This window comes from Ruegeria sp. HU-ET01832, assembly GCF_040371315.1.
Classification (GTDB): Bacteria; Pseudomonadota; Alphaproteobacteria; order Rhodobacterales; family Rhodobacteraceae; genus Ruegeria; species Ruegeria lacuscaerulensis_A.
In genome coordinates this window covers 142,710-167,170 of the sequence record NZ_BAABWL010000005.1, presented here as the reverse complement: position 1 = coordinate 167,170, position 24,461 = coordinate 142,710, and the positions used below count along the sequence as shown (strand labels likewise).

24 protein-coding genes and 1 pseudogene are annotated in these 24,461 nt (G+C 59.7%); 12 read left to right on the top strand and 13 right to left on the bottom strand.

Annotated features, from left to right (window positions below; genetic code table 11):
* Positions 1-23: 23 nt before the first annotated feature.
* On the bottom strand, positions 24-632 hold the full coding sequence (locus tag ABWV79_RS15875; protein ID WP_353393121.1) for a TetR family transcriptional regulator C-terminal domain-containing protein: 609 nt from the start codon (positions 630-632) through the stop codon (positions 24-26).
* A 171-nt stretch (positions 633-803) separates the two neighbouring features.
* Between ABWV79_RS15875 and ABWV79_RS15870 the strand changes: the two genes are divergently transcribed.
* The 9 genes from ABWV79_RS15870 to ABWV79_RS15830 all read left to right on the top strand — a co-directional run bounded on the left by ABWV79_RS15870 (position 804) and on the right by ABWV79_RS15830 (position 10,101).
* Positions 804-2,054: a Zn-dependent hydrolase gene (locus ABWV79_RS15870; RefSeq protein ID WP_353393119.1), complete on the top strand. Its 1,251-nt coding sequence runs from the start codon at positions 804-806 to the stop codon at positions 2,052-2,054.
* Between the two features lie 93 nt (positions 2,055-2,147).
* Positions 2,148-3,602 (top strand): dihydropyrimidinase, encoded by a 1,455-nt coding sequence (gene hydA / locus ABWV79_RS15865; protein ID WP_170352863.1) that lies wholly within the window; start codon positions 2,148-2,150, stop codon positions 3,600-3,602.
* Between the two features lie 462 nt (positions 3,603-4,064).
* The gene (locus ABWV79_RS15860; RefSeq protein ID WP_353393117.1) at positions 4,065-4,862 is read left to right on the top strand and encodes an ABC transporter ATP-binding protein; all 798 of its coding nucleotides are present in this window, start codon (positions 4,065-4,067) and stop codon (positions 4,860-4,862) included.
* 4 nt (positions 4,863-4,866) lie between these two features.
* Positions 4,867-5,784 (top strand): ABC transporter permease, encoded by a 918-nt coding sequence (locus ABWV79_RS15855; RefSeq protein WP_170353150.1) that lies wholly within the window; start codon positions 4,867-4,869, stop codon positions 5,782-5,784.
* The gene (locus ABWV79_RS15850; RefSeq protein WP_353393116.1) at positions 5,781-6,626 is read left to right on the top strand and encodes an ABC transporter permease; all 846 of its coding nucleotides are present in this window, start codon (positions 5,781-5,783) and stop codon (positions 6,624-6,626) included. Before ABWV79_RS15855 ends, ABWV79_RS15850 begins: the two co-directional genes overlap by 4 nt.
* Before the next feature lie 53 nt (positions 6,627-6,679).
* Entirely contained in the window at positions 6,680-7,669 is a 990-nt protein-coding gene (locus tag ABWV79_RS15845) for an ABC transporter substrate-binding protein (RefSeq protein ID WP_170724175.1), read from the top strand.
* Between the two features lie 152 nt (positions 7,670-7,821).
* Positions 7,822-8,535, top strand: a complete 714-nt coding sequence (locus ABWV79_RS15840) for an ABC transporter permease (RefSeq protein WP_170352871.1) — start codon at positions 7,822-7,824, stop codon at positions 8,533-8,535.
* Entirely contained in the window at positions 8,528-9,262 is a 735-nt protein-coding gene (locus ABWV79_RS15835; protein WP_353393113.1) for an ATP-binding cassette domain-containing protein, read from the top strand. The genes ABWV79_RS15840 and ABWV79_RS15835 overlap by 8 nt, the downstream gene beginning before the upstream one ends.
* Before the next feature lie 20 nt (positions 9,263-9,282).
* Positions 9,283-10,101 (top strand): ABC transporter substrate-binding protein, encoded by an 819-nt coding sequence (locus ABWV79_RS15830; RefSeq protein WP_353393111.1) that lies wholly within the window; start codon positions 9,283-9,285, stop codon positions 10,099-10,101.
* Here the strand turns inward: ABWV79_RS15830 and ABWV79_RS15825 are convergent.
* From ABWV79_RS15825 to ABWV79_RS15775, 11 genes and pseudogenes are all read right to left on the bottom strand, one after another.
* Positions 10,098-10,970 carry a substrate-binding domain-containing protein gene (locus ABWV79_RS15825; RefSeq protein ID WP_353393109.1) on the bottom strand — a complete coding sequence of 291 codons (873 nt, stop codon included), beginning with the start codon at positions 10,968-10,970 and terminating at the stop codon, positions 10,098-10,100. The two genes, ABWV79_RS15830 and ABWV79_RS15825, sit on opposite strands and share 4 nt — an antisense overlap.
* The gene (locus ABWV79_RS15820) at positions 10,971-11,096 is read right to left on the bottom strand and encodes a hypothetical protein (RefSeq protein ID WP_269149587.1); all 126 of its coding nucleotides are present in this window, start codon (positions 11,094-11,096) and stop codon (positions 10,971-10,973) included. It lies immediately after the preceding gene.
* Between the two features lie 17 nt (positions 11,097-11,113).
* Positions 11,114-12,373, bottom strand: coding sequence for a c-type cytochrome (locus ABWV79_RS15815; protein ID WP_353393107.1), 1,260 nt, complete (start codon positions 12,371-12,373; stop codon positions 11,114-11,116).
* On the bottom strand, positions 12,374-13,570 hold the full coding sequence (locus ABWV79_RS15810) for a formate dehydrogenase subunit gamma (protein ID WP_353393105.1): 1,197 nt from the start codon (positions 13,568-13,570) through the stop codon (positions 12,374-12,376).
* Positions 13,571-13,596: 26 nt separating this feature from the next.
* Positions 13,597-13,947 carry a putative quinol monooxygenase gene (locus tag ABWV79_RS15805; RefSeq protein ID WP_353393103.1) on the bottom strand — a complete coding sequence of 117 codons (351 nt, stop codon included), beginning with the start codon at positions 13,945-13,947 and terminating at the stop codon, positions 13,597-13,599.
* A 106-nt stretch (positions 13,948-14,053) separates the two neighbouring features.
* Positions 14,054-14,647, bottom strand: coding sequence for a formate dehydrogenase FDH3 subunit beta (gene fdh3B, locus ABWV79_RS15800; protein ID WP_037307340.1), 594 nt, complete (start codon positions 14,645-14,647; stop codon positions 14,054-14,056).
* A 12-nt stretch (positions 14,648-14,659) separates the two neighbouring features.
* Positions 14,660-17,554: a formate dehydrogenase subunit alpha gene (locus ABWV79_RS15795; RefSeq protein WP_353393101.1), complete on the bottom strand. Its 2,895-nt coding sequence runs from the start codon at positions 17,552-17,554 to the stop codon at positions 14,660-14,662.
* A gap of 106 nt (positions 17,555-17,660) precedes the next feature.
* Positions 17,661-17,849: a ubiquinol-cytochrome c reductase iron-sulfur subunit N-terminal domain-containing protein gene (locus ABWV79_RS15790; RefSeq protein ID WP_353393099.1), complete on the bottom strand. Its 189-nt coding sequence runs from the start codon at positions 17,847-17,849 to the stop codon at positions 17,661-17,663.
* 63 nt (positions 17,850-17,912) lie between these two features.
* A complete protein-coding gene (locus tag ABWV79_RS15785) occupies positions 17,913-18,524 on the bottom strand; it encodes a TorD/DmsD family molecular chaperone (RefSeq protein WP_353393097.1) in 612 nt (203 codons plus the stop codon).
* A 4-nt stretch (positions 18,525-18,528) separates the two neighbouring features.
* Positions 18,529-19,122, bottom strand: a pseudogene (locus ABWV79_RS15780) (DUF3306 domain-containing protein); the annotation flags it as partial.
* Positions 19,110-19,664 (bottom strand): DUF3305 domain-containing protein, encoded by a 555-nt coding sequence (locus ABWV79_RS15775; protein ID WP_170352885.1) that lies wholly within the window; start codon positions 19,662-19,664, stop codon positions 19,110-19,112. The gene ABWV79_RS15775 and the pseudogene ABWV79_RS15780, both read right to left, overlap by 13 nt.
* Positions 19,665-19,927: 263 nt before the next feature.
* Between ABWV79_RS15775 and ABWV79_RS15770 the strand changes: the two genes are divergently transcribed.
* Positions 19,928-21,880 (top strand): 4Fe-4S binding protein, encoded by a 1,953-nt coding sequence (locus tag ABWV79_RS15770; protein WP_353393093.1) that lies wholly within the window; start codon positions 19,928-19,930, stop codon positions 21,878-21,880.
* Here the strand turns inward: ABWV79_RS15770 and ABWV79_RS15765 are convergent.
* Positions 21,874-22,602 carry a hypothetical protein gene (locus ABWV79_RS15765; RefSeq protein WP_170352887.1) on the bottom strand — a complete coding sequence of 243 codons (729 nt, stop codon included), beginning with the start codon at positions 22,600-22,602 and terminating at the stop codon, positions 21,874-21,876. The genes ABWV79_RS15770 and ABWV79_RS15765 overlap by 7 nt on opposite strands.
* Positions 22,603-22,711: 109 nt before the next feature.
* On the opposite strand from ABWV79_RS15765, the gene ABWV79_RS15760 reads away from it, so the two are divergent.
* Positions 22,712-23,773, top strand: a complete 1,062-nt coding sequence (locus ABWV79_RS15760; RefSeq protein WP_353393091.1) for an Mrp/NBP35 family ATP-binding protein — start codon at positions 22,712-22,714, stop codon at positions 23,771-23,773.
* On the top strand, positions 23,770-24,459 hold the full coding sequence (locus ABWV79_RS15755) for a biotin/lipoate--protein ligase family protein (RefSeq protein WP_170352889.1): 690 nt from the start codon (positions 23,770-23,772) through the stop codon (positions 24,457-24,459). Before ABWV79_RS15760 ends, ABWV79_RS15755 begins: the two co-directional genes overlap by 4 nt.
* The last annotated feature ends 2 nt before the right edge of the window (positions 24,460-24,461 follow it).

Here is a 24,461-nt window from a genome sequence, read left to right as displayed (position 1 = left end):
GGGCCGGCGACCGGCCCCTTTTATCAGGGCGTCAAAAGTTTGCGATACAGTGTATCGATAAAGGGTTCAGCGCCTTCGAACGGGTCTTCATCAGCTAGTATCGCACGGACCTGAACATCAAAATCCGCATAATGCTGAGTCAGTGCCCAGATCGAAAAGATCAGGTGATAAGGATGCAGTTTTGCAATTTTACCCTGATCCATCCATCTGATCAGAATAGCGGTCTTTTCATCGACCAGCGACTTGAGGTCACTCGACAGAGCCGCATGAATTCTGGGGGCACCCTGAACCAGTTCGTTGGCAAACAAGCGGCTTTCTCGCGGCAGGTCACGGCTCATTTCCAGCTTTCGGTGGATGTACGAGAGAATCTCTTGCATCGGATCGCCCGCTTCGTCCAAATCGTGCAAAGGGGCCAGCCAGACGTCTAGCAGGCCGGACAGCAGGGCGGTATGAATCGCTTCTTTCGAAGGAAAGTAATATAGCAGGTTTGGCTTGCTCAGACCCGCTTCGGACGCGATTTGATCCACGGTTGCACCCCGGAATCCGTGCGCTGAGAACACGTTTAATGCGGCCTCGAGAATCGCGGCGCGGTTCTTTTTCTGAATACGGGTCGGGGCGCGGTCTTTGGGCATGTTTTCAGGCTGTCTCTTTTTCCGGCATTCGGGCGTGAAATAGGTCAAAAAATCTGGTGGTGTCCTGCAATTTCTTGACTGATCTCGAACCCGTGATAGCGTGAGTTTGACCAGATGGTCAAATCAAGACACCAAAAGCGAGCCAAATCGCAAGCGACAGGGAAGAACAAGATGGCAGCTCCGGCGCAGAACCTACGGATTAATGGCGACAGGTTGTGGGACAGCCTGATGGAGATGGCCAAAATCGGCCCCGGCGTAGCCGGTGGCAACAATCGTCAAACCTTGACGGATGAGGATGCCGAAGGCCGCGCCTTGTTTCAAAAATGGTGCGAGGATGCGGGCTGTTCGATGGGGCTCGATCAGATGGGCAACATGTTCGCCCGGCGCGAAGGGACAGACCCGGACGCGCTGCCGGTTTACGTAGGCTCGCACCTGGATACGCAGCCGACGGGCGGCAAGTATGACGGTGTGCTGGGGGTTCTGGGCGGGCTGGAGGTCCTCCGCACGCTGAATGATTTGGGGATCAAGACGAAACACCCCATTGTTGCAACCAACTGGACCAACGAAGAGGGTACCCGGTACGCTCCAGCCATGCTGTCATCGGGCGTGTTTGCCGGAGTGCATACGCAAGATTGGGCGTATGCGCGCGAAGATGCCGAAGGCAAGGCGTTTGGTGATGAGCTTCAACGGATTGGCTGGCGTGGAGACGAAGAGGTTGGCGCGCGCAAGATGCATGCGTTCTTTGAGCTGCATATCGAACAGGGCCCGATCCTTGAGGCCGAGGGCAAGGATATCGGTGTGGTCACTCATGGTCAGGGCCTCAGCTGGACGCAGATCACGGTGACAGGCAAGGATGCACATACCGGTTCGACTCCGATGCCCATGCGCAAGAATGCTGGGCTGGCGATGGCGCGCATACTTGAGAAAGTGGATGAGATCGCATGGTCCCATGCGCCTCATGCCGTTGGGGCGGCGGGGCATATCGATGTGTTCCCGAACTCGCGCAATGTGATTCCGGGCAAAGTGGTGTTCACGGTCGATTTCCGCTCGCCCGATCTGGAGGTGATCAAGGATATGGAGGCGCGTCTGCGGGTCGCAGCTGAGGATATCGTGGATGAAATGGGCCTGCAGATCGAGTTCGAGAAGGTGGGTGGGTTTGATCCGGTGCAATTCGACGAAGGGTGTGTGGCCGCAGTGCGCGATGCGGCTGAGCGGCTGGGCTATTCACATACGGATATCATCTCGGGCGCTGGGCATGATGCGTGTTGGATCAATCGTGTGGCACCGACGGCCATGGTGATGTGTCCGTGCGTGGATGGGTTGAGCCATAACGAGGCCGAAGAGATCAGCAAGGACTGGGCGGCAGCCGGAACGGATGTTCTGTTTCATGCGGTCGTTGAGACGGCGGAGATCGTGGAGTAGGGGGCGCTGCCCCCGTCGCCCGCTGGGCGACTCCCCCCGAGGTATTTTTAGCCAGATGAAGCAAGCGGCGCAGACCGCGTCAGGGAGATTAGAATGAGCACTGTTATCAAGAATGGGACCGTCGTAACCGCGGATCTTTCCTATAAAGCAGACGTCATGGTCGAGGACGGGGTGATCACCGAAATCGGCTTGGATCTGAAGGGCGACAAGGAGCTTGACGCGACTGGCTGCTATGTCATGCCGGGTGGGATTGATCCGCATACCCATCTTGAGATGCCGTTCATGGGCACTTATTCCAGCGATGATTTTGAAAGCGGGACGCGGGCGGCTTTGGCCGGGGGCACCACGATGGTGGTGGATTTCGCGCTGCCCAACCCGGGTGAGAGCCTGCTGGATGCGTTGAAGCGTTGGGACAACAAATCGACGCGTGCGAATTGCGATTATTCGTTTCACATGGCCGTCACCTGGTGGGGCGAGCAGGTGTTCGACGACATCAAGACCGTGATCGAGACGCGCGGGATCAACACGTTCAAGCATTTCATGGCCTATAAAGGCGCGTTGATGGTGAATGATGATGAGCTGTTTGCCTCGTTCAAACGTCTGGCTGAGCTGGGCGGGATCGCCATGGTTCATGCTGAAAATGGCGATGTGGTGGCTGAGCTCAGCGCCAAGCTGCTGGCCGAAGGCAATACAGGGCCCGAGGCGCATGCCTATTCCCGCCCGCCTCAAGTTGAGGGCGAGGCCACGAACAGGGCCATCATGATCGCCGACATGGCAGGTGTGCCTTTGTATGTAGTGCATACCTCGTGTGAAGAGGCGCATGAGGCCATTCGCCGGGCCAAGATGAACGGCAAACGGGTGTGGGGCGAACCTCTGATCCAGCACCTGACCTTGGATGAAAGCGAATATTTCCATCAGGATTGGGACCACGCGGCGCGTCGGGTCATGAGCCCTCCGTTCCGGAACAAGCAGCATCAGGACAGCCTGTGGAACGGGCTGCATTCAGGAACGTTGAGCGTGGTGGCCACCGACCATTGCGCCTTTACGACCGATCAGAAACGCTATGGCGTGGGCGATTTCACCAAGATCCCCAACGGGACAGGCGGGTTGGAGGACCGGATGCCGATGCTGTGGACCTATGGTGTGAATACCGGGCGTCTGACGATGAACGAATTCGTCGCGGTCACATCAACAAACATCGCTAAGATCATGAATTGTTACCCGAAAAAGGGTGCGATTCTGGTTGGGGCTGACGCGGATATCGTTGTTTGGGATCCCGAAAAAACCAAGACGATCAGCGCCGAGACGCAGCAGTCCTCGATCGACTACAACGTGTTCGAAGGCAAAGAGGTCAAGGGCTTGCCACGCTTTACCCTGACACGCGGTCAGGTGGCCGTACATGACGGGGAAATCCGTACGCAGGAAGGTCATGGCGACTTCGTAGCGCGCGAGCCGAACGGGCATGTGAACCGGGCGCTGAGCACTTGGAAAGAGTTGACCGCACCGCGTCCGGTCGAGCGGACGGGTATTCCGGCGACGGGGGTTTAAGAGTTGACGCAAAGCACAGAATACCCAACTGCGATTCAGTTTATTGCGTTTTCGGTTCTCGCCACGCTAATCGTTGTGCTCGCGTTTTGGGTAATTGGTGCAATGTTCGCACCGCCCGAAATTGGGCTAGCGAACTTGCTTCCCAGCCTGCCGTCCGTGTTAACTCTTACTTTGCTGCTCGGATGGCCAATATGGGGTCCGATGCTGCTTTGCGCGCTATTCCCGGGTTGCGTTGTTTTTGTGGCGATGCGTCGCGTCGCCACCAGACTTCCAATCGGTCGCCGCGGGCCTACACTGATCGCGGCAGCAGCTGTATCCGTGTTTTCCTGGACTGGCGCTGACATACTGTTTTGGGCTTTCAGTTCAGCTAGTCAGCCCTTTGGGAATGCCTTCCTGTTAATTTTCGGAGTCCCTGCCGCAATGATTGCGGCGTGTGTCACACTGCCTATTCCTGAGTAAGAAATGCCAACCGATCCAAACAACAATTCCGCAGTCGTAGAAGCTGCCAATCTCAACCTCACCTTCCAAACCAATGATGGCCCGGTTCACGCGTTGAAAGATGTGAACCTGACCATCGACAAGGGCGATTTCGTCAGTTTTATCGGCCCCTCGGGCTGTGGCAAGACCACTTTCCTGCGCTGTATTGCGGCGCTTGAGACGCCAACCGGGGGAACACTGACCGTCAACGGCATGACCCCGGATGAGGCGCGGCGGAAACGGGCCTATGGCTATGTGTTTCAGGCCGCTGGGCTGTATCCGTGGCGGACCATCGCCAAGAACATCAAACTGCCGCTTGAGATCATGGGCTATTCGGCGGCCGAACAGGAAGAACGGGTCAGCAAGGTTCTGGAACTGGTCGATCTGGCGGGCTTTGGTGGCAAATTCCCGTGGCAGCTTTCGGGCGGGATGCAGCAGCGGGCCAGTATCGCGCGGGCGCTGGCCTTTGACGCCGATATCCTGCTGATGGATGAACCCTTTGGCGCGCTGGACGAAATTGTGCGCGATCACTTGAATGAACAGCTTTTGGCGCTGTGGGCGCGGACGGGCAAGACCATCGGATTCGTGACGCATTCGATCCCCGAGGCGGTCTATCTCAGCACCAAGATCGTGGTGATGAGCCCTCGGCCCGGGCGGATTACGGATGTGATCGACAGCCCTCTGCCCAAGGAAAGGCCTTTGGATATCCGCGACACGCCCGAGTTTATTGAGGTCGCTCATCGCGTGCGTGAAGGGCTGCGGGCGGGGCATTCGGATGACTAGCGGCCTGAAAGCCTTTTGGGCGGTGCTGACCGTCCTGACCGTGATCGTTGCGTTCTGGTACGCGGCCTGTGTGCCGATGAACATCAAGGGCGTGCTGACCGAACAAGAGCGGGCAGGGGCCGAGGTGCAGCCGCCCTCGGCCAAGGATCGGCGCGACATGTCCGAGTTCGGCCTGGTGCTGAACAACAGCTTTGCCATCCCCGCCACGTGGGAGCAGGACCGCCCCCGTCTTCCTGCGCCACATCAGGTCGCCATTGAGATGTGGGAGACGACGGTGCAGAAAAAGATCACCTCGAAACGGTCGCTGATCTATCACGGTTGGGTCACGCTCAGCGCGACGATGCTGGGATTTGCCATCGGCACCGGATTGGGCATTTTGCTGGCGGTGGGGATTGTGCATAGCCGGGTGATGGACCTGTCGGTGATGCCATGGGCCATTGTCAGCCAGACCATCCCGATCATCGCGCTGGCGCCCATGATTATCGTGGTGCTTTATTCGGTGGGCATTCAGGGCATCATTCCCAAGGCGGTGATCTCGGCCTATCTCAGCTTTTTCCCGGTGGTCGTAGGCATGGTCAAAGGTCTGCGCAGCCCCGACGCGATGCAGCTGGACCTGCTCCGCACCTATGGTGCCAGCCGGTCGCAAGGATTCTGGAAACTGCGCCTGCCAGCCTCGATGCCGTATCTGTTCACCTCGCTGAAAATCGGCATCGCTGCGTCGTTGGTCGGGGCCATTGTCGGAGAGCTGCCAACCGGGGCCGTCGCTGGGCTGGGCGCGCGTCTGCTGGCGGGCAGTTATTATGGTCAGACGGTGCAAATCTGGTCGGCCCTTTTTGCGGCGGCCATTCTGGCGGCCGGTCTTGTGGCACTGCTGGGCTTGATCGAACGGACGGTGCTGAAGCGGATGGGGATGGCGCAATGATCCTTGTTTTTGGTGCAATCCTTCTGTGGCTGCTGGGCTGGTGGGTAAATGGCCGCCTGGCCAGCGGTCCGTATGCCGACACGCGTATTGTGGGCGTTCTGGCCCCGCTGATCTTTGGCCTGACGATCATCGGTATGTGGGAGCTGCTGGTGCGTGGGCTCGAAGTGCCGCTGGTCATCCTGCCCGCGCCCTCGGTGATTGCGGTGCGCTTTACGGACAGTCTGCCGATCCTGTGGGCAGACTTCGTGCAGACCATCGTCAAAGGGGCGCTTAGCGGCTACATCATCGGGTGTGGTGCCGCGTTTCTGATGGCGATCGCCGTGGATCGCTGGGATTTCCTGCGTCTGGGTCTGCTGCCCGTGGGAAATTTCGTCGCCGCTCTGCCCATCGTCGGCACGGCCCCCATTCTTGTGATGTGGTTTGGGTTCGACTGGCATTCCAAGGCCGCAGTCGTCGTTGTGATGGTGTTCTTTCCGATGCTGGTGAACACTGTGGCCGGCCTGCGCGAGGCGACGGCGATGCAGCGCGACCTGATGGAGACCTATGCCGCAACCTATTGGCAGAGCTTTCTGAAACTGCGCCTGCCTGCGGCGATGCCGTTTGTGTTCAACGGGTTGAAGATTTCCACCACATTGGCGCTGATAGGCGCTATCGTGGCCGAGTTCTTTGGCTCTCCGACCCTGGGTATGGGCTTTCGGATTTCCACCAGCGTCGGTCAGCTTTCGCTGGATATGGTCTGGGCCGAGATCGTAGTAGCCGCACTAGCCGGAACTGCATTCTATGGCGCGGTCGCGATGATCGAAAAGGCGGTGACCTTCTGGCACCCGTCACAAAGAGGATAACACTTCAACAGACCCCGAAAACGGGGCACCAACAGCAACTAGGAGACATGAAGATGAATAAGCTACTTAGCGGGGCGCTTGCTGCCTTTGGACTTACAGCCGGTGCGGCATGGTCGGCGGATGAGGTGACATTGCAGCTGAAATGGGTCACGCAGGCGCAGTTTGCGGGTTACTACGTGGCGGCAGACAAAGGGTTCTACGAGGAAGAGGGGCTGGACGTCACCATCCTGCCCGGCGGCCCCGATATCGCACCCACGCAGGTGATCGCAGGGGGCGGCGCGGATGTAACTGTCGAATGGATGCCCGCCGCGCTGGCCGCGCGCGAAAAGGGGCTTCCGCTGGTCAACATCGCCCAGCCCTTCAAAAGCTCGGGCATGATGCTGACCTGCTGGAAGGATGCGGGGATCACCTCGCCCGAGGATCTTAAGAACCGTACGCTAGGTGTCTGGTTCTTTGGCAACGAATTTCCGTTCATGAGCTGGATGAGCCAGCTGGGCATCGACACCAGTGGCAAGAGCGAAAGCGGAGTTGAGGTTCTGAAACAGGGCTTTAACGTGGACCCTCTGTTGCAGCGTCAGGCCGATTGCATCAGCACCATGACCTACAACGAGTATTGGCAGGTGATCGACGCAGGCGTTAGCCCTGATGAGCTGGTGACGTTCAAATACGAAGATCAGGGCGTCGCCACGTTGGAAGACGGTCTCTATGTGCTTGAGGAAAACCTCAGTGATGCGGCCTTTACGGACAAGATGGAACGCTTTGTGCGCGCCTCGATGAAAGGCTGGAAATACGCCGAGGAAAACCCGGATGAGGCGGCCGATATCGTGCTGGAAAACGACGCGACCGGTGCCCAGACCGAAGAGCACCAAAAGCGCATGATGGGTGAAATCGCCAAGCTGACCGCTGGTTCGAACGGTGCGCTGGACCCTGCGGATTTTGAACGCACGGTGGGCACTCTGCTGGCTGGCGGGTCGGACCCAGTGATCACCAAGCAGCCCGAGGGCGCTTGGACACATCAGATCACGGATGCAGCCCTGAATTAAGCCGTCTGTCAGACGCATTTGACGCGGTCCCTTCGGGGGCCGCGTTTTGCGTTTGAGATGCCGGAAAAGTGTGTGCCATTCGTTGAAAAATGCCTTAGTATTCCTTTGAAAATAAACGCATTTGGTTCCGATTGCGTTGATATGGGGAGAATATGCAGGGATTTGCATCAGAATTCACATCGGCTTTAGCTCTGATCCTGAACGGGGATGCCGAGTTGTGGGCGATTGTTCTGTTGTCCCTGAAAGTTTCGATTTTTGCCGTACTGATCGCTGCGTTGATCGGGATGCCTGTTGGGGCAGCACTGGCCGTTGCGCGCTTTCCGGGGCGGCGGGCGATGATCGTGTTGATGAATGCTTTGATGGGGTTCCCTCCGGTCGTTGTGGGGCTGTTGGTTTATCTGATGCTGTCGCGCTCAGGACCATTGGGTGTGCTGGAACTGCTGTATACGCCCACGGCCATGATCATCGCACAGGTCGTGCTGGTGACACCGATCGTAGCTGCTCTGACACGACAGGTGATTGAGATGCTGGCCGAGGAATATTCGGAACAGTTGCGATCGCTGGGCGTGTCGCGTCTGGCCTCGGTCCCGGTGCTGCTATGGGACGCGCGGCTGGCGTTGATCACGGCGCTCCTGGCCGGGTTTGGCCGCGCTATCGCCGAGGTGGGCGCGGTGATCATCGTGGGCGGCAACATCAATCACGTGACGCGGGTGATGACCACGACCATCGCGCTTGAGACCTCCAAGGGCAATCTGGCGCTGGCATTGGCGTTGGGCGCGATCCTGATCGGAATTGCAATCGCGGTAAACGCTATGGTCAGCGCAGTCAGCCTGCGCGCTGAACAGGAGGGGCTGCGTCATGCGTGATATGCTATGTGATACAGCCAGCAGCCTGTTGGTGCGAAATTTGCGCGTTGTTCGAAACGGCAAAGCGCTGCTTAATGTTTCGCGCCTTTCGCTGGACGGGCCGGGTCCGACACTGATCCTGGGGCCGAACGGGGCTGGTAAAAGCCTGCTTTTACGTTGTTTGCACGGCTTGATCGAGCCGGATCAGGGACGGGTTGAGCAGGACGGGATTCCGCTGACCGATAGGCACAAAGTGCAACAGGCGATGGTGTTTCAACAACCTGTGCTGCTGCGCCGCTCGGTTGCGGCCAATCTTGATTTCGTTCTGAAACGTCAGGGGCTGCCGCGCGGTGCCCGCAAGCTACGGATCGAAAGCCTGTTGGCTGAGGGCGGGCTGGAAGGCAAGGCGCGTCAGCCCGCGCGATCCTTGTCCGGGGGCGAGGCTCAACGGCTGGCCATCCTGCGCGCGCTGGCGCTGGACCCCGAGACGCTGTTTCTGGACGAACCTACCAGCGCACTGGACCCAAGCGCGACCCAGATGATCGAGCGGATGATCCTGCGAGCATCAAGTCGCGGCGTGCGGATTGTCATGGTGACCCATGACATTGGGCAGGCTCGCCGACTGGCTGCGGATATCGTCATGATGCAGGGTGGGCATGTGGTTGAACATGGGTTGGCTAAACAGGTCTTAAACGCGCCTCAAAGTGATGCCGCACGCCGCTATCTGGCGGGCGGGCTTGTGACTTAATCAATAAGACGGAGATCGAAATGATCCGGAATTTTCTTCGGGCAGCATTGCTTTCGCTTGGCCTGGCCGCACCTGCGTTCGCCGAAGAGCCCTTTATTGTCGTGCAATCGACCACGTCCACGCAGAACTCGGGGCTTCTGGACTATATCCTGCCGGGGTTCGAGGCCGAAACTGGGATAGACGTGCGTGTGGTGGCTGTTGGCACCGGGCAGGCGATCCGCAATGCGGTCAACGGGGACGGAGACGTTCTGCTGGTCCATGCCAAACAGGCCGAGGATCAGTTCGTCGCCGATGGTTGGGGCGTCGAACGCTTTGACGTCATGTATAACGATTTTGTTCTGGTCGGGCCGAGATTCGACCCGGCCAAGGTGAAAGGCGGCGCGGATATCGTGGCGGCTTTGACCGCTGTGGCCGAGGCCGAGGCCCCCTTCGCCTCGCGCGGGGATGACAGCGGCACGCATAAGGCCGAGATGCGCCATTGGACTGCGGCCGAGGTTGATCCCACGGCTGCATCAGGCGCATGGTATCGCGAGACGGGCTCGGGCATGGGGGCGACGCTGAATGTGGCCAGCGGGATGGATGCCTACGTGCTGACCGACCGCGCCACGTGGCAAACCTTTGGCAACAGGGGCAATCTTGAGGTGATGGTCGAGGGCGACCCGCGTCTGTTCAACCAATATGGCGTTATTCTGGTGAACCCGGACAAGCATCCACGTGTTCGGGCTGCAGCGGGTCAGAGGTTCATCGATTGGCTGACCGGGCCGGACGGGCAGGCGGCGATTGCGTCTTACAAGCTGGACGGCCAGCAGTTGTTCTTTCCCAACGCCAGCGGGTCTTAACCGCTGGCACCGTTGTGATGGATCGTGCCCAGATGAGTCAGGTCATAGCCGCCAAACTCTGCTGAGCGGGCGGCAAATCGTTCGGATTGCACAAAGGCCAGCAGTTTGAGCATCGGTTCGTCGAAATAGGCCCGCCGCCAGATGGCCAGATCCAACCGTTCAGCATGGGTCGGACAGAAGCCCAGATCATACAGCCCGGCCAGCGCGCCCAGACCAAACCCGGCCTCTGCTTTGCCGTCATGCAGCGCGATGGCCAGCTCTTCCTCGGTACGGGCGCAGGTGGGCAGGGCGTCCAGATCCGCGCGGGTGAGGCCATGTGCCTCCAGTTGCCCGTCAAACAGGCGCTGGCTGGCGGCCGACTCCTGCCGCAGGATCACGCGGCGGCCTTTCAGGTCGGCAAATCCTGAGATGTCACTCACACCCGGAGCCAACAGCAATCCACGCTGACGCTGCGCAACTTCATACAAAACCACCGGCGCCTCGCCCAAAGCATCGCGTAAGGCCCCGAGATTGAACCCGCCGTCTTCGTGAATATGCAGCGCGGCGGCCTGCGCAGTCCGGTCTTTCAACCGGTTCAGGCCATCGAACGAGCCGTCATAGTACGTCGCCAACCCCGAACCGCTTTCGCGCAGTGCCCAATCCAGAAGTGGATCATGGCTACCCGCGACAATCGGAGGCAAGGGCGGTTCTGCCACCTGCGGGCCACTGCGCGACGCGTTCAGCCAGGCGATGACCTCGGCGCGGGGAAACAGCAGCTTTCCCATGGCGCGTACGCAGGGCACCTCGCCCGACGAGGCCAGATCATAGGCTTTACGCTCGCCGATACGCAGCAGGTCGGCCAGTTCCTTTGTGGTCAGGAATTCAGGCATTCAGTCGAGGCGCACCGCTGAACCGGTTCCCGCATCGGCGGCACTGAATCCGATCTGATTCAGCACAAAAGGCGCAGCTATTGCAATGACGACCATGGCGGCCACGGCGGCAAGGAAGGCTTTCATCTGTCTCCTCCGGTCTTTCAGTTTTCCGGTGCCGTGGCGCGGCGCAGAAAGGCGATCAAATCGTCCCGGTCGCTGGGCTGCGTGATCCGCTGCATCGGCATCTTCGACCCCGGAATGTAGTGGTCTGGCCCCTCGTCGAAAAGGGCATTTATGGTCTCGTCATTCCAAATGATATCAGAGTCTTGCAGCGTATCCGAGTAGAAATATCCCGGCAGTGACCCGGCCTTGCGTCCGAACACCCCATGCAGCGTCGGCCCGGCGCGGCGCTGGCCGTCTGGTGTCAGGCTATGACAGATTGAGCATTTACGGGCAAACTGCCGTTCACCATTGCTCATCTGATCGGGGTTTTTCAGGAAACTGGGCTCCACTGCGGCCATTTGGTCCTGCTCGCGTAAGCTGGCGATGGGCCAGCTATACATGGCCTCGTCAATCCCGCCTGCATGGATGTTCTGGCCGTCCGGCGAAAAGGCCAGCGCCCAAACCGGCCCGCGCAACGTGGCGCGGAAATCCTGTGCGATGCGCCAATCGACCGTGTCGATGAGCATGATATAGCCTTCGCCATCCCCCACCGCCAACAAGCTACGATCCGGGCTGAGCGCCAGCGCCAGAATAGGGCGGCGGTCGAGGGTAAAATCTCGTTCCTCGCCCGTTGTCAGATCGCGAATGCGGGTCACGCCATCGACCGCGCCATAGGCGATCCAGTTGTCTTGCGCGTTCAGGACCAGCTCATTGATGCCAAAGCCATGCTCGACCACCCGCAGAGATTCTTGCCCGCTGGCGACATCCCAAAGGCGCAACGCCCCGTCGACCCCGGCGGAATAGAGCTGTGATCCGTCGGGCGTAAACACAACCGCATTGACGCCGCCGCCAGCAGACAGAACCGTTGGGTCCGACCCATCCGCCGGCCAAAGGCCAATTGTGCCGTCCCAACTGGCGGTCGCCACATGGGTTTTCGACGCTGCGATATGGACGATCTTGCCCCTGTGCTGGCCCACGACCTCTCCGCCCGGCCAGCGGCGCAGGGTGAAATCATCACCTGCGGAATAGATCGCGGTGCCGTTGAAGGCGACTGCGTTTACCGCCGCCTCGTGGCCTTCCAGCCATTCGGGCATCTGGTCGAACCAGAGGCCGACCGAGTTGTCGAAGCTTGCCGTGGCGATCCGCCCATCCGGGGCCGTCGCGATTCCCATGATCGGCCCGCCGTGGCCTTTTAGCGTAAAGAACTCGGACCACGCGGGCAGGGGGATCAGCGCAAGGATCAGCGCCAGTACGCGCATTTATTCGGCAGGCGAGGCTGCGCCCTTGGTAGCCTCTTTTTCCTGCACCTCTGCCAGCCACAGCGAATGGTGTTCACGCGCCCACTGTTCTTCGACCTCGCCGGTTCCCATGGCGTCGAACGCGCCCTCCATCCCCACTGAGCCCAGGTAGATATGCGCGATAATGATGGCGATAAAGACATAGGCAATCATCACGTGCCAGACTTGGGCGTATTGCATTTCCTCTTGCGGCGACATTTGCACTGGCAGATTCAGGCCCATTGCCTGAGGCAACCCGGTTGCATTGGCGATCTGGAATGTTTTGGCAAACAGGGGCATCTCGAACGGAAACAACAGGGACAAACCCGACAGGCTGATCGACACGCCAAGCAAAATGCAGGCCCAGAAAATGACCTTTTGCCCTGCATTGAATTTCTTGGCTGGAGGATGACTGTTTTTGGTGAAAAGCCCACCGCCAGCGGCCAACCACTTTAGGTCGGTACGGTTTGGGATGTTATGGGCGATCCAGTTTACAGTGACGATGACAAGGCCCAGCATGAAGGCCCATGCCAAGTTGTTATGAAGCCATTTGCAGGCTTGCGCGATCGTCGCAAAGCCTTCTTTTCCAAAGATTGGGATTAGAAAGTCTCGACCGTAAAGCGTCAGCAGGCCAGTGAGCCCGAGGATCAAAAACGATCCGGCGAAAAGCCAGTGGCCAAACCGTTCGAAACCGTTGAAACGCGTGACTGTGCGGCCTGTTTTTTCGCCATCAATGCGGATTTTTCCGCGGATCAGGAAAAACAACAGGATCACGGCGGCCATGCCGGCAATGATGTAGGTGCCGTATTCGCGCAACGGTCCGGTGCGGAAAGCCCACCACCACATGCCGCCATCCTGGATCAGAACACTGGCCGCGGGCCCCTGAGACGACACGGTGACATCCGCCGACCCATAGCGTAGCGCGCGATAGACATCACTGTCCGAAGCCACACCGGTAGTGCCAAACTGCCCCAGCAAACCTTCGACATTGCCTTGGCCAGTGTTTTCCGAGCGATAAGTGTTGTCCACTTTCTCGCCCCGTTGACGGGCCAGAATATCCTCAAGCGTCGTGGCCCCTCCGGTGGCCGAGCGATCCGGTGCCGGGGATTCCGGGGCGTCCTGCGCCCATGCGGCTCCGGTCAGGAAGAGTGAGAAGAGCAGAAATTGGATCAGGCGCATGGGTTCTCTCCCTATTCTTGGTCGTGTCAACGGTCAAAGCCGCCGATCTGCTTGTGAAAAACGGCTCCAACAGGGGACAGGGCCGTCTGAAGGTCGTTATTCGCGGGGCCGTAGACATCAAACTGAACCGGCGTAAGTAAGGACATAAACCGATCCGCGAAATTTACCCCAAAATTCTGCATATGAATCATCGCATCATCTGAACTCGCGTAACGTTCATAGATGTGAATGCCGCTGTCGCTTTGGTGCCACTCATAGGTTTTGGCACCTGTTTCCTCGAGGGTCGCGGCGACCATTTCGGCCATCAGGGCCTCGAACTCGGACTGTTTTTCTGGGTTCAGGTCCAGCCTCAACAGCCAGTAGATATCATTGGTCATGAGCGTCCCACCTTCGACAGGAAAGGCGGCGACCGACAGGCGGCCACCGGCAAGAGTAAGACAGCCCCCGAGCTAGCGCGGGGGGCTGTCGAGTTTCGGTTAGACCTTAGCCGTCTTTCTGGTCGTAGGCGGTGCCCCAACCCCACGCGCCCGAGCCAAATCCGCGCGCCACAACACGTTCGCGGTAGATGGCCGAGACCACGTCACCGTCACCGGCAAGCAGGGCCTTGGTGGAACACATCTCGGCGCAGATGGGCAGTTTGCCCTCGGCGATCCGGTTGCGACCATATTTGGCGAACTCTGCGGTCGAGTGCGTTTCTTCGGGACCACCGGCGCAGAAGGTACATTTGTCCATCTTGCCGCGCGATCCGAAGTTGCCCGCCTGCGGGTATTGCGGCGCACCGAACGGGCACGCGTAGAAGCAATAGCCGCAGCCAATGCACAGGTCTTTGGAGTGCAGGACGACACCTTCTTCGTTCTGATAGAAGCAGTCGACCGGGCACACCGCCATGCAAGGTGCATCCGAACAATGCATACAGGCCACCGAGATCGAGCGTTCGCCCGGGTTGCCGTCATTGATCGTCACCACCCTGCGGCGGTTGATGCCCCATGGTACCTCGTGCTCGTTTTTACACGCGGTGACACAGGCGTTGCACTCGATGCAGCGTTCAGCGTCGCAGAGAAACTTTGCTCTAGCCATTTTCGTCCTCCTTTACGCTGCCGAGATCTTGCAGAGAGTACACTTGGTCTCCTGCATCTGGGTTACTGAGTCGTAGCCATAGGTCTGGGCGGTGTTAGAACTTTCACCCAAGACATAGGGGTCTGCACCTGCGGGGTATTTGTGCCGCTGATCCTCGCCCTGGAAATGGCCGCCAAAGTGGAACGGCATAAAGGCCACGCCGGCGCCAACCCTGTTGGTCAGCATCGCCATCACCTTGACCTTTCCGCCCTCAGGACCTTCGACCCAGACCTGTGATCCGTCACGAATACCAAGGTTGTTGGCATCGCGGGGGTTGATCTCGACGAACATGTCCTGCTGAAGCTCGGCCAGCCACGGGTTGGACCGTGTCTCATCACCACCACCTTCATATTCGACCAGACGACCTGACGTCAGGATTATCGGATAATCCTTTGAAAAGTCGTTTTTTTGGATCGAAGCATAAAGGGTGGGTAGGCGATAGGCCTGACGGTCCTCGTAGGTCGGATAGTCCTCCACCAGATCGCGCCGGTTGGTATATAGCGGCTCGCGGTGCAGTGGGATCGGATCCGGGAAGGTCCAGACGACCGCGCGGGCTTTGGCGTTCCCGAAGGGCGCACAGCCATGCTTGATCGCAACCCGCTGGATACCGCCGGAGAGGTCGGTCTTCCAGTTGGTTTCAGGACCCGCAACAGCGTCAATCGCCGCGCGTTCCTCGGCGGTCAGATCGCCATCCCAGCCAAGATCCATCAGCATCTGCATCGTGAATTCCGGATAACCATCCTGAATTTCCGATCCTACGCTATAGACCCCTTCGGCCAGTAGGTTGTCGCCGTCGCGTTCCACACCGAAACGGGCGCGGAAGGTCAGGCCGCCTTCGGCCACCGGCTTGGACATGTCATAGAGGTTTGGTGTCCCCGTATGACCCATCTCCGGCGTGCCCCAGCAGGGCCACGGAAGGCCGTAGTATTCGCCGTCGTTGGGTCCACCGATGGCTTGCAGCGTGGTTCTGTCGAACGTGTGCTGGTTGGCCATGTGGCTTTTCAGACGTTCCGGCGACTGACCGGTATAGCCGATGGTCCAGAGGCCCGAGTTGAACTCACGCGTGATGCTTTCAACATTCGGGGTCTCGGCATCTTCCATCTCGATATTGCGGAAGAAGCGGTCTGCCCAGCCGAACTTGTTGGCGAACTTGGCCATGATGACCTCGTCCGGCAAGCTTTCGAACAGCGGATCAACCACCTTGTCGCGCCACTGCAGCGACCGGTTCGATGCCGTGGCCGAACCACGTGTCTCGAACTGCGTACAGGCAGGCAACAGGTAGACACCATCCGTGCGGTCATGCAGAACGGCCGAGACGGTGGGATACGGGTCGATCACGACCAGCATGTCCAGCTTCTCCATCGCCGTCTTCATTTCCGTCATCCGGGTCTGCGAGTTGGGCGCGTGGCCCCACAGAACCATGGCACGGACATTATTGTCCTGATCCATGTTGGCTGGGTCTTCCAGAACACCATCGATCCAACGGGAGACCGGGATGCCGCGCTCGTTCTGTAGCGGCTTGTCCTTGCCTTCCTTGTCCTTGATCGTGGCGAACTGTCCCGCGAGCCATTCAGGGTCTTCACCCCAGACACGCGCCCAGTGGCCCCAAGCACCCTTGGACAGGCCATAGTAGCCGGGCAGGGTGTGGGACAGAACACCAAGGTCTGTTGCGCCCTGCACGTTGTCGTGGCCACGGAAGATGTTGGTGCCACCACCCGATGTGCCCATGTTGCCAAGCGCAAGCTGAAGCACGCAGTACGCACGGGTGTTGTTGTTGCCGTTGGTGTGCTGTGTACCACCCATGCACCATACGACGGTTCCAGGGCGGTTGTTCACCATGGTCCGGGCGACGCGGCGCAGCTGCGAGCCGGGCGTACCGGTGACGCGCTCAACCTCGTCGGGGTTCCACTTGGCAACCTCTTCGCGGATCTGGTCCATACCCCAGACACGGGTGCGGATGAACTCTTTGTCCTCCCAGCCGTTGTCGAAGATGTGCCACAGGATGCCCCAGACCAGTGCAACGTCGGTGCCGGGGCGGAAACGGACATATTCATCCGCGTGGGCCGCGGTGCGCGTAAAGCGCGGGTCGCAGACGATCAGAGGGGCGTTGTTTTGCTCTTTCGCCCGCAGGATATGCAGCAACGAGACGGGGTGCGCCTCGGCCGGGTTACCACCGATGATAAAGATGGCCCGGCTGTTGTGCATGTCGTTGTACGAGTTGGTCATGGCGCCATAGCCCCATGTGTTCGCAACGCCCGCAACAGTGGTCGAGTGGCAGATACGGGCCTGATGGTCCACGTTGTTCGTGCCCCAGTAGGCGGCGAACTTGCGGAACAGATAGGCCTGTTCGTTATTGTGTTTCGCAGAACCCAGCCAGTACACGCTGTCCGGCCCGGATTCCTGGCGGATGTTCATCATGCCGTCGCCGATCTCGTCGATCGCCTGTTCCCAGCTGATGCGCTTCCACTCTCCGCCTTCCTTTTTCATCGGGTACTTCAGGCGGCGCTCACCATGGGCGTGCTCGCGGACCGAGGCCCCCTTGGCGCAGTGTGCACCCAAGTTGAATGGGCTGTCCCAGCCGGGTTCCTGCCCGACCCAGACGCCGTTTTGCACTTCGGCGACGACAGTACAGCCGACCGAGCAGTGGGTGCACACGGATTTGATATTTTCAACGGCGGTGTTTGCCGCTGACTGGGCGCTGGCTGGCGTCACGGTTCCACCCGTGGCGCTGATCGCGGCAAGGCCGCCGATCGTCAGGCCCGAGCCACGCAGAAATGCGCGGCGATCGACGGTTTTCTCGCCAACCTGGGACAGGATACTTGTCCGCTGGGGGCGTCTCGCAACCCCGTTGGTCTTTTTCCTAAGCATTACTTTCCTCCCTTGCGTGCCGCGTAAGCCACGGCTGCTTGGTACTTCGCAAAACCGACGTCAGGGCCAATCGCAACCGTCTGTCGGGTGGTGAAAACGTCCGATCCTAGAACCGGGTGCTTTCCAGATATGCGCGTGTATGCGCGGTGTCCTGCATCCGGGTTTCGTCCGTGGGCAGCTCAGCTGCCTCGGCCTTTCCGGTCAGGCTGGCGGCGGCGACAGCAGCAGGCGCTGCGGTTCCGGCCAGTTTGAGGAAGTCGCGGCGCGTTGCACCTTCTTCCTTGGTCTTGCTCATGGGGTTCTCCTTTCCCATTTGCAGTTTAACGCCCCGCTAGGGACGCTGGCGAATGACAACGTCTCACGCTGCCGACATTCGGAAAGCTTCACGCTCGATCTCCATGAAGACCCGACCGGCAGTGCCGACCGAGGCATAGAGGACCGAGTTCTCGGCGCCTTCCAAATCCGAATAGAAATGCGTGGCCCAAGGGCCGATATGTTTGTTCCAGAACGCTTTCTGGTCGTCCAAAGACGCGGGCGTGCCGAACCGGCCGACGATCATCCCCGCCATCATCTCCATCAACGAGGCGATGTTGTCTTCGGGTTCATAGACGTTTTGCGCCCGGGTAATACCGCGCACGGCCATGTCATTGCGCAGCTGTGCCAATGGTTTCTCGTTCAGGAATCCGGTCAGGTAAAAGCTGGCATAGGGTAGAAGCTCTCCGCGTCCCAACCCAATGAACAGTGCGTTGAACTCACGTTCAGCAGCCGCAGGTTTGGTGACTTTGGCCACCCGAGCCATCGCCTGAATAGCCTGACCCAGATCGCTGTCATCGCCGCTGAGGCCCACCATCTGGTCCAGAAGCATCTGATCTGGCGGACCGGCCAGCAGCAGGCCCAGAAAGTTGTAGAAATCCGCGCGCAGGCGATCCTCGGCCGAGACATCCATCTGTTGCGCTTCATTTGCGGTCATTCGGTTATCCTTCGAATTCAAATTTCATGCGGCGCGGGGCAGGGGCGACTTCCGCCTCCTCCGGCGCGTCTGATTCTATTTCAGCCACGAGAACGGGCTCTGGGTCGGGGGTGTCGATCTCTTCGGGTTCAGGCTGAGGTTCCTCGGCCTCGACCTCAATCTCGATTTCTTCCGCCTCGACTTCGGCCTTGGCCGCCAGCGCTTCGACATGAGCAAGCATACCCTTGCCGACCTGATAGGCGGTCTGCAGGTTTTCGATCACACAGGCCGCGTCGGTATAGTCTTCGCCATAATCGACCAGCCCATCGACATTGGCCAACACCGGGTTCAGCCGCCACAACCTGCGCAGGGCGCGGCGGCGAAGACGGTCGGGAACGGCTTTGGCCATAAAGCCCGAGACGTCATCGCCCGCTTGCAACTGATCGGGATCGGGCAAGTTGAACTCGGCCAGAATCTCGGCGTCGGTCTTTTCTTCCAGCTCAGCGCGTTGGTCTGCGATTACCTGTTCTTCGGCTGCGATTACTTCGGCCTCAGCCTCGGCCTGAACGGCGGCTTTGCGGCGGGACCAGAAATCGCGGGCTTCGGTCATTGGATGATCCTCCGCGGGGCGCGGTAAACATCGGACTCTTGCCGTATGCGCGCATCGCCTTTGCCATCTTCTACCAGATCAGTGCGTTTCTTGTCGCGCTTACGTTTAACGAAGACTTCATCGCGGTGATGTTCCAAAGCGAAATCCCGCACCCAAGCGATCAGCCCGTCCGTCATTGGGATCTTTTCGACAATCTCTTCACCGGTATCCGCGTAATCCTGCCCTTCATAGGGTGAGGCAGTAACCAGCACAGCATCCATCGGGCGCTGCCCGTCCAGCGCATCGCGCAGCACAAGGTATATCGAGGGCGTGCCGTCGGACAGGTTGACCATATACGCCTCGGTCTCATCCGCCCACAATGTGAGGGGGAGGGTTGCAGCGTGGTATTCCACAGCTTCGCCTTCCCGGCGCATTTCGTGCCAATCGGCAGGGCCTGCACCGGGCAACACCGCAATCGCACGCCAGTTCCATTTCGCCCAGCGAGTGACACCGGGTGTTTTGCGCACAACAACGCCTATCGGCATTTCAATCTGAGTAGCGGCCTTCGCCACGTAAATCCTCCCCGGAAGGCTCTCCCCTGCCTTCCCCGTGTCCACTATGGTACACAAAATGATCTTCTGCCAAGTCCAAGCACTACGACTTTAGTCGCATACGTCGATAGCGAGTTCGTGAGGGGCCTTGTTCCCGGGTAGAAAAACAGGGTTGTGTAGCGCGTCCGGGGTTGGATTTGGCGTGTTTGCGATGGGGTTTACATTGCCGTTCCCGGAATACAGCTTACTGTGCTGTAAAATGGCGCGACATCCGGGGAGGGGATATGAGCACCAAGATATTACTATGCGACTGCGCGGGCACTCAGCGCGTGGACGCAGACAAGATCGCATCCGCCTGTGATGCGACCTGTTCCAAAGTCCACACGGCCCTGTGCACGCGCGAGTTGGAGGCAGCTGCCAAGTTTATGCAGGACGGTGACGTGATCGTCGCCTGTGGGCAAGAGCAGGAAGTCTTTCGCGACCTGGCCGATGAACTTGGGGTCGAAGCCCCGGGTTTCGTCGATCTGCGTGACCGCGCGGGATGGTCGGATGAGGGCGCGGATGCCGCCCCCAAGATGGCCGCTCTGGCCGCTGAGGCAGTGTTGCCGCAGCCGATCACGCCCAGTGTGGATGTCGTCAGCGAAGGCACGTGCTTTATTATCGGCCCCGGCGCGGTGGCGTTTGATCTGGCCGAGCGTCTGTCGTCGACCTTGGCCGTCACTGTCCTGAGCACTGACGATAGCGAGCCGATGTCGCGCGCCTACGATGTGGTGCGCGGGCGCGTTCGGTCGCTGACCGGTGCTTTGGGCGGGTTTTCCCTGCGGCTGGATGCGCTACAACAGTTAGAACCCGGCGGGCGCGGGGCGTTTGCATGGTCTGAACCGCGCGACGGGGCGGGCTCCTCCTGCGATATCGTGCTGGATCTGACCGGGGATACGCCTTTCGTGCAGGCCCCTGCCAAGCGCGAGGGGTATCTGAGGGCCGATCCCAAGGATACGGTCGCTGTTGAACGCCTGGCCTTTGAGGCCGCGCAACTGGTCGGCACCTTTGAAAAACCTCTTTATGTGCGGATGGAGGAAACCCTCTGCGCCCATTCCCGCGCCGAACAGGTAGGGTGTTCGAACTGTCTGGACATCTGCCCGACTGGTGCGATCACCTCTGCGGGCGAACATGTGGCTATCGATCCTATGATCTGCGCCGGATGCGGAGAATGCGCGGCGGTTTGCCCCTCGACGGCGATCACCTACGAAGATCCGCCGGTTGCAGCACTTTTGTCCCGGATGCACATTCTGGCGCGCACCTATCGACGGGCCGAGGGGGCAGCGCCCCGTTTGCTGGTTCATGATGCCCACGGGGCTGAGATGATCCGACTGTCCGCCCGCTTTGGTCGCGGATTGCCTGCCGACGTGATCCCGTTGGAACTGAACGTCATCTCGGGGTTTGGCCATTCCGAAATGCTGGCCGCACTGGCCCATGGATTTGCTCGGGTGGATGTGTTGCTGGCGCCAACGACCGAGCGGGACGCGTTGGATCGTGAACTGGCACTGGCCGAGGCCATCGCAGGCGCGGGGAAGTTGGGCCTGATTGATCAGACCGATCCGGATACGATGTCTGACGAACTATACGCACAGGACGTACCAGAGCCTTTGGCCGATCCGGTGCTGCCCTTGGGAAACCGGCGTCAAATCGCACGCTTGGCCGCGCAGGCGCTCAACCCTCAGGCCGAAGCTCCGTTGCCATTGCCCGAAGATGCGCCTTACGGAGCGGTGGCGGTGAACACAGACAGTTGCACGCTGTGTCTGAGTTGCGTGTCGCTCTGCCCGTCGGGGGCGTTGATCGACAACCCCGACATGCCGCAGTTGAACTTCCAGCAGGATGCCTGCCTGCAATGCGGTATGTGCCGAACAATCTGCCCCGAGGACGCGATCACGCTGGTCCCGCAACTGGACCTGAGCGATGCGGCCCTGTCTCAGCAGGTGTTGAACGAGGAAGAACCCTTTGCATGCGTCGAATGTGGCGCGCTGTTCGGTGTGAAATCCACAGTTGAAAGGATCATGGAGAAGCTGTCGGGTACGCATCCGATGTTTGCCACCTCGAACAAGGCGCGGATGATCCAGATGTGTGACAACTGCCGTGTGAACGCGCAGTTCCAGCAACAGGACAACCCGTTCCAGTCTGCGCCGCGTCCCAAGGTTGTTACGACCGAGGATTATTTCTCAAAGCGCAAGGATCATTGAAGCTGCAACGGTGCGCCCAGATCCGCGGCTTTGATGACCGATACAAAGGCCAGTATCGCCTCCAACTCGTCCAGCGTCATCTGGACGGGGTGGATGGGCGAGGGGCGTTCGGGGTCAAAGGGCAATGTCAGCCCGTCGATCTGGGTAAAGGCGGGGTGTGGGTTCAGGGCAAAGAACGCCTCGAACCGTTCCGACCAGTCGGGCATGGCGCGCAGGACTGCAAAGGATGGCGTCGAGCCCAGCCCATTCATGCGGTTTTGCGGGCCGATCACGTGGCACCGCCCGCAATGAGTCATCGACAGTTCTTCGCCCCATGCGGCGTCGCCATCAACAACCACCTCTTCCTGCACCGCGGCAACTTCGAATTCGGCCGAGAAGGGCGCGCCGGTTTCCGGAGCAAACCCTTCAACCGTGCGCTTGCCGATATCGGACAGCAGCCAGTCGCGGAAACGTTCGTGTTTGGCATCCTCGCCGATCCTGAGGTGATAGATCACACCGTCGCGGGCAAAGACCGGATCGCCCGGCGGGCCGCTTTCCAAAACCAAAACGCCGGTATCATCCGCAATAACGCGTATCCCGGTCTTGAGCGAGAAGCGCGGAAGAATATGTTGCAACAGACCAGAGTCGGCAACCTCGGGCGGGGCAGCCAGTCCCAGCGCCTCTTGCGACCAAGAGGGGGTGGCGGAGAGCGTCAGGCTCAGGCACAAAAGGATAACGCGCATGGGGTCAGCCTAACGGCAGCGCCCCGATTGCGTCAAATAAACTGAATGAGACGGAGACACATGCAATGAAAATCAACCACTTGGTTGGATCGACACACGGAGAAAAGGCATGAGTGTTCGTGACGCAGTTCTGGCGAACCTGAAGAAAATCACCGATCCCATGTCCGGACAAGACATTGTCAGCGCCGGGATCGTGCGTGCCCTGAATGTCGAAGGTGACACCGTACGCTTCGTGATGGAGATCGACCCTAAGAACGCCGAAAAGATGGAACCCGTGCGCGCGGCGGCCGAGCAGGCTGCTCAGATGGTTGATGGTGTGTCCAAGGTCTCGGCCATGCTGACGGCGCATTCCGACAAGGCGCCGCCGGATCTGAAGCCGAAACCCAAACCCTCGCAAACCGGCCCGCAACCGGTGGCGGGCGTGGATCGCATCATCGCCGTGGCCTCGGGTAAGGGGGGTGTCGGTAAATCGACCGTGTCCGCGAACCTCGCCTGTGCGCTGGCCGCCGAGGGGCGGCGCGTGGGTCTGTTGGATTCGGATGTGTACGGCCCTTCGCAGCCCCGGATGCTGGGTGTCTCGGGGCGTCCGGCCAGCCCGGATGGCAAGACCATTCTGCCGTTGCGCAATCACGGCGTCACCATGATGTCCATGGGGCTGATGACCAACGAAGGGCAGGCGGTTGTCTGGCGAGGTCCGATGCTGATGGGCGCGTTGCAGCAGATGATGAACCAGGTGCAATGGGGCGCGCTGGATGTGCTGATCGTCGACCTGCCGCCCGGCACCGGTGACGTGCAACTGACGCTGAGCCAAAAGTTCCAGGTGGATGGCGCGATTGTTGTGTCGACCCCGCAGGACGTAGCCCTGATCGATGCCCGCAAGGGGATCGACATGTTCAACCAGTTGAAAACGCCCATCGTCGGCATGATCGAGAACATGTCCACCCATATCTGTTCGAATTGCGGGCATGAGGAACATGTGTTCGGCCATGGTGGCGTGAAATCCGAGGCTGAATCTCTGGGTGTGCCGCTGCTGGGGGAAATCCCTCTGCATCTGGACATTCGCGTGGCCGCTGATGGGGGTGCGCCCATCGTGGTCAGCAAACCCGACAGCCCGCAGGCCGACGCGTTCCGCAAAATCGCCCGCGACTTAATCGCCAAGGGCAACGCATGAGCGAGCCGGTATTTCCCCCTCTGTTGGTCGGTCACCCGGTCCAGGGGGGACAAGATCCGTTTCAGCGCGCGCAGGCCATGGCCGCGCTGGGATGTGATGCGGGCACCGTGGTTTACAACATTCAGGCTGACCGCTTACGCGTGGCTATCGTCTTTGCACCCGAAGTTCCGCTGCAGGACGCGATGGCGATGTTGCCGCTCTGCGCCGTGGGGTTTCAGAACGCGCTGGGCGCGCTGGCCCCGCCCGAGGTGGCGGTCCATCTGGACTGGGACGGTCCGATCTGTGTCAACGGGGCTAAATGCGGGATGTTTCAGGTCGCGGCCTCAAGCACTGCGCCCGAGGAAGAACCCGATTGGCTGATCGTCGGCTGGGAACTGGCACTGCTGCAAACCAGCGACGCGCCCGGCGAAAACCCAGATATTACAGCGCTTTATGATGAAGGCTGCGCTGAGGTGTCGCCGACTCAAATGGTTGAAAGCTGGTCGAGGCATATGCTGACATGGCTCAACCGCTGGCAAGAGGACGGAAATGCGCCGCTTCATGCCGAATGGATGGGGCTGCTACGCGGGGTGGGCGAACCCTTTGACACAGGTGTCTTTCTGGGCGCCGACGAGCGGTTCGGAATGCTGATCCGCGACGGTGCCGAAACAACCCTGCGCCCCTTGACGGATCTACTGGAGAACTAAAG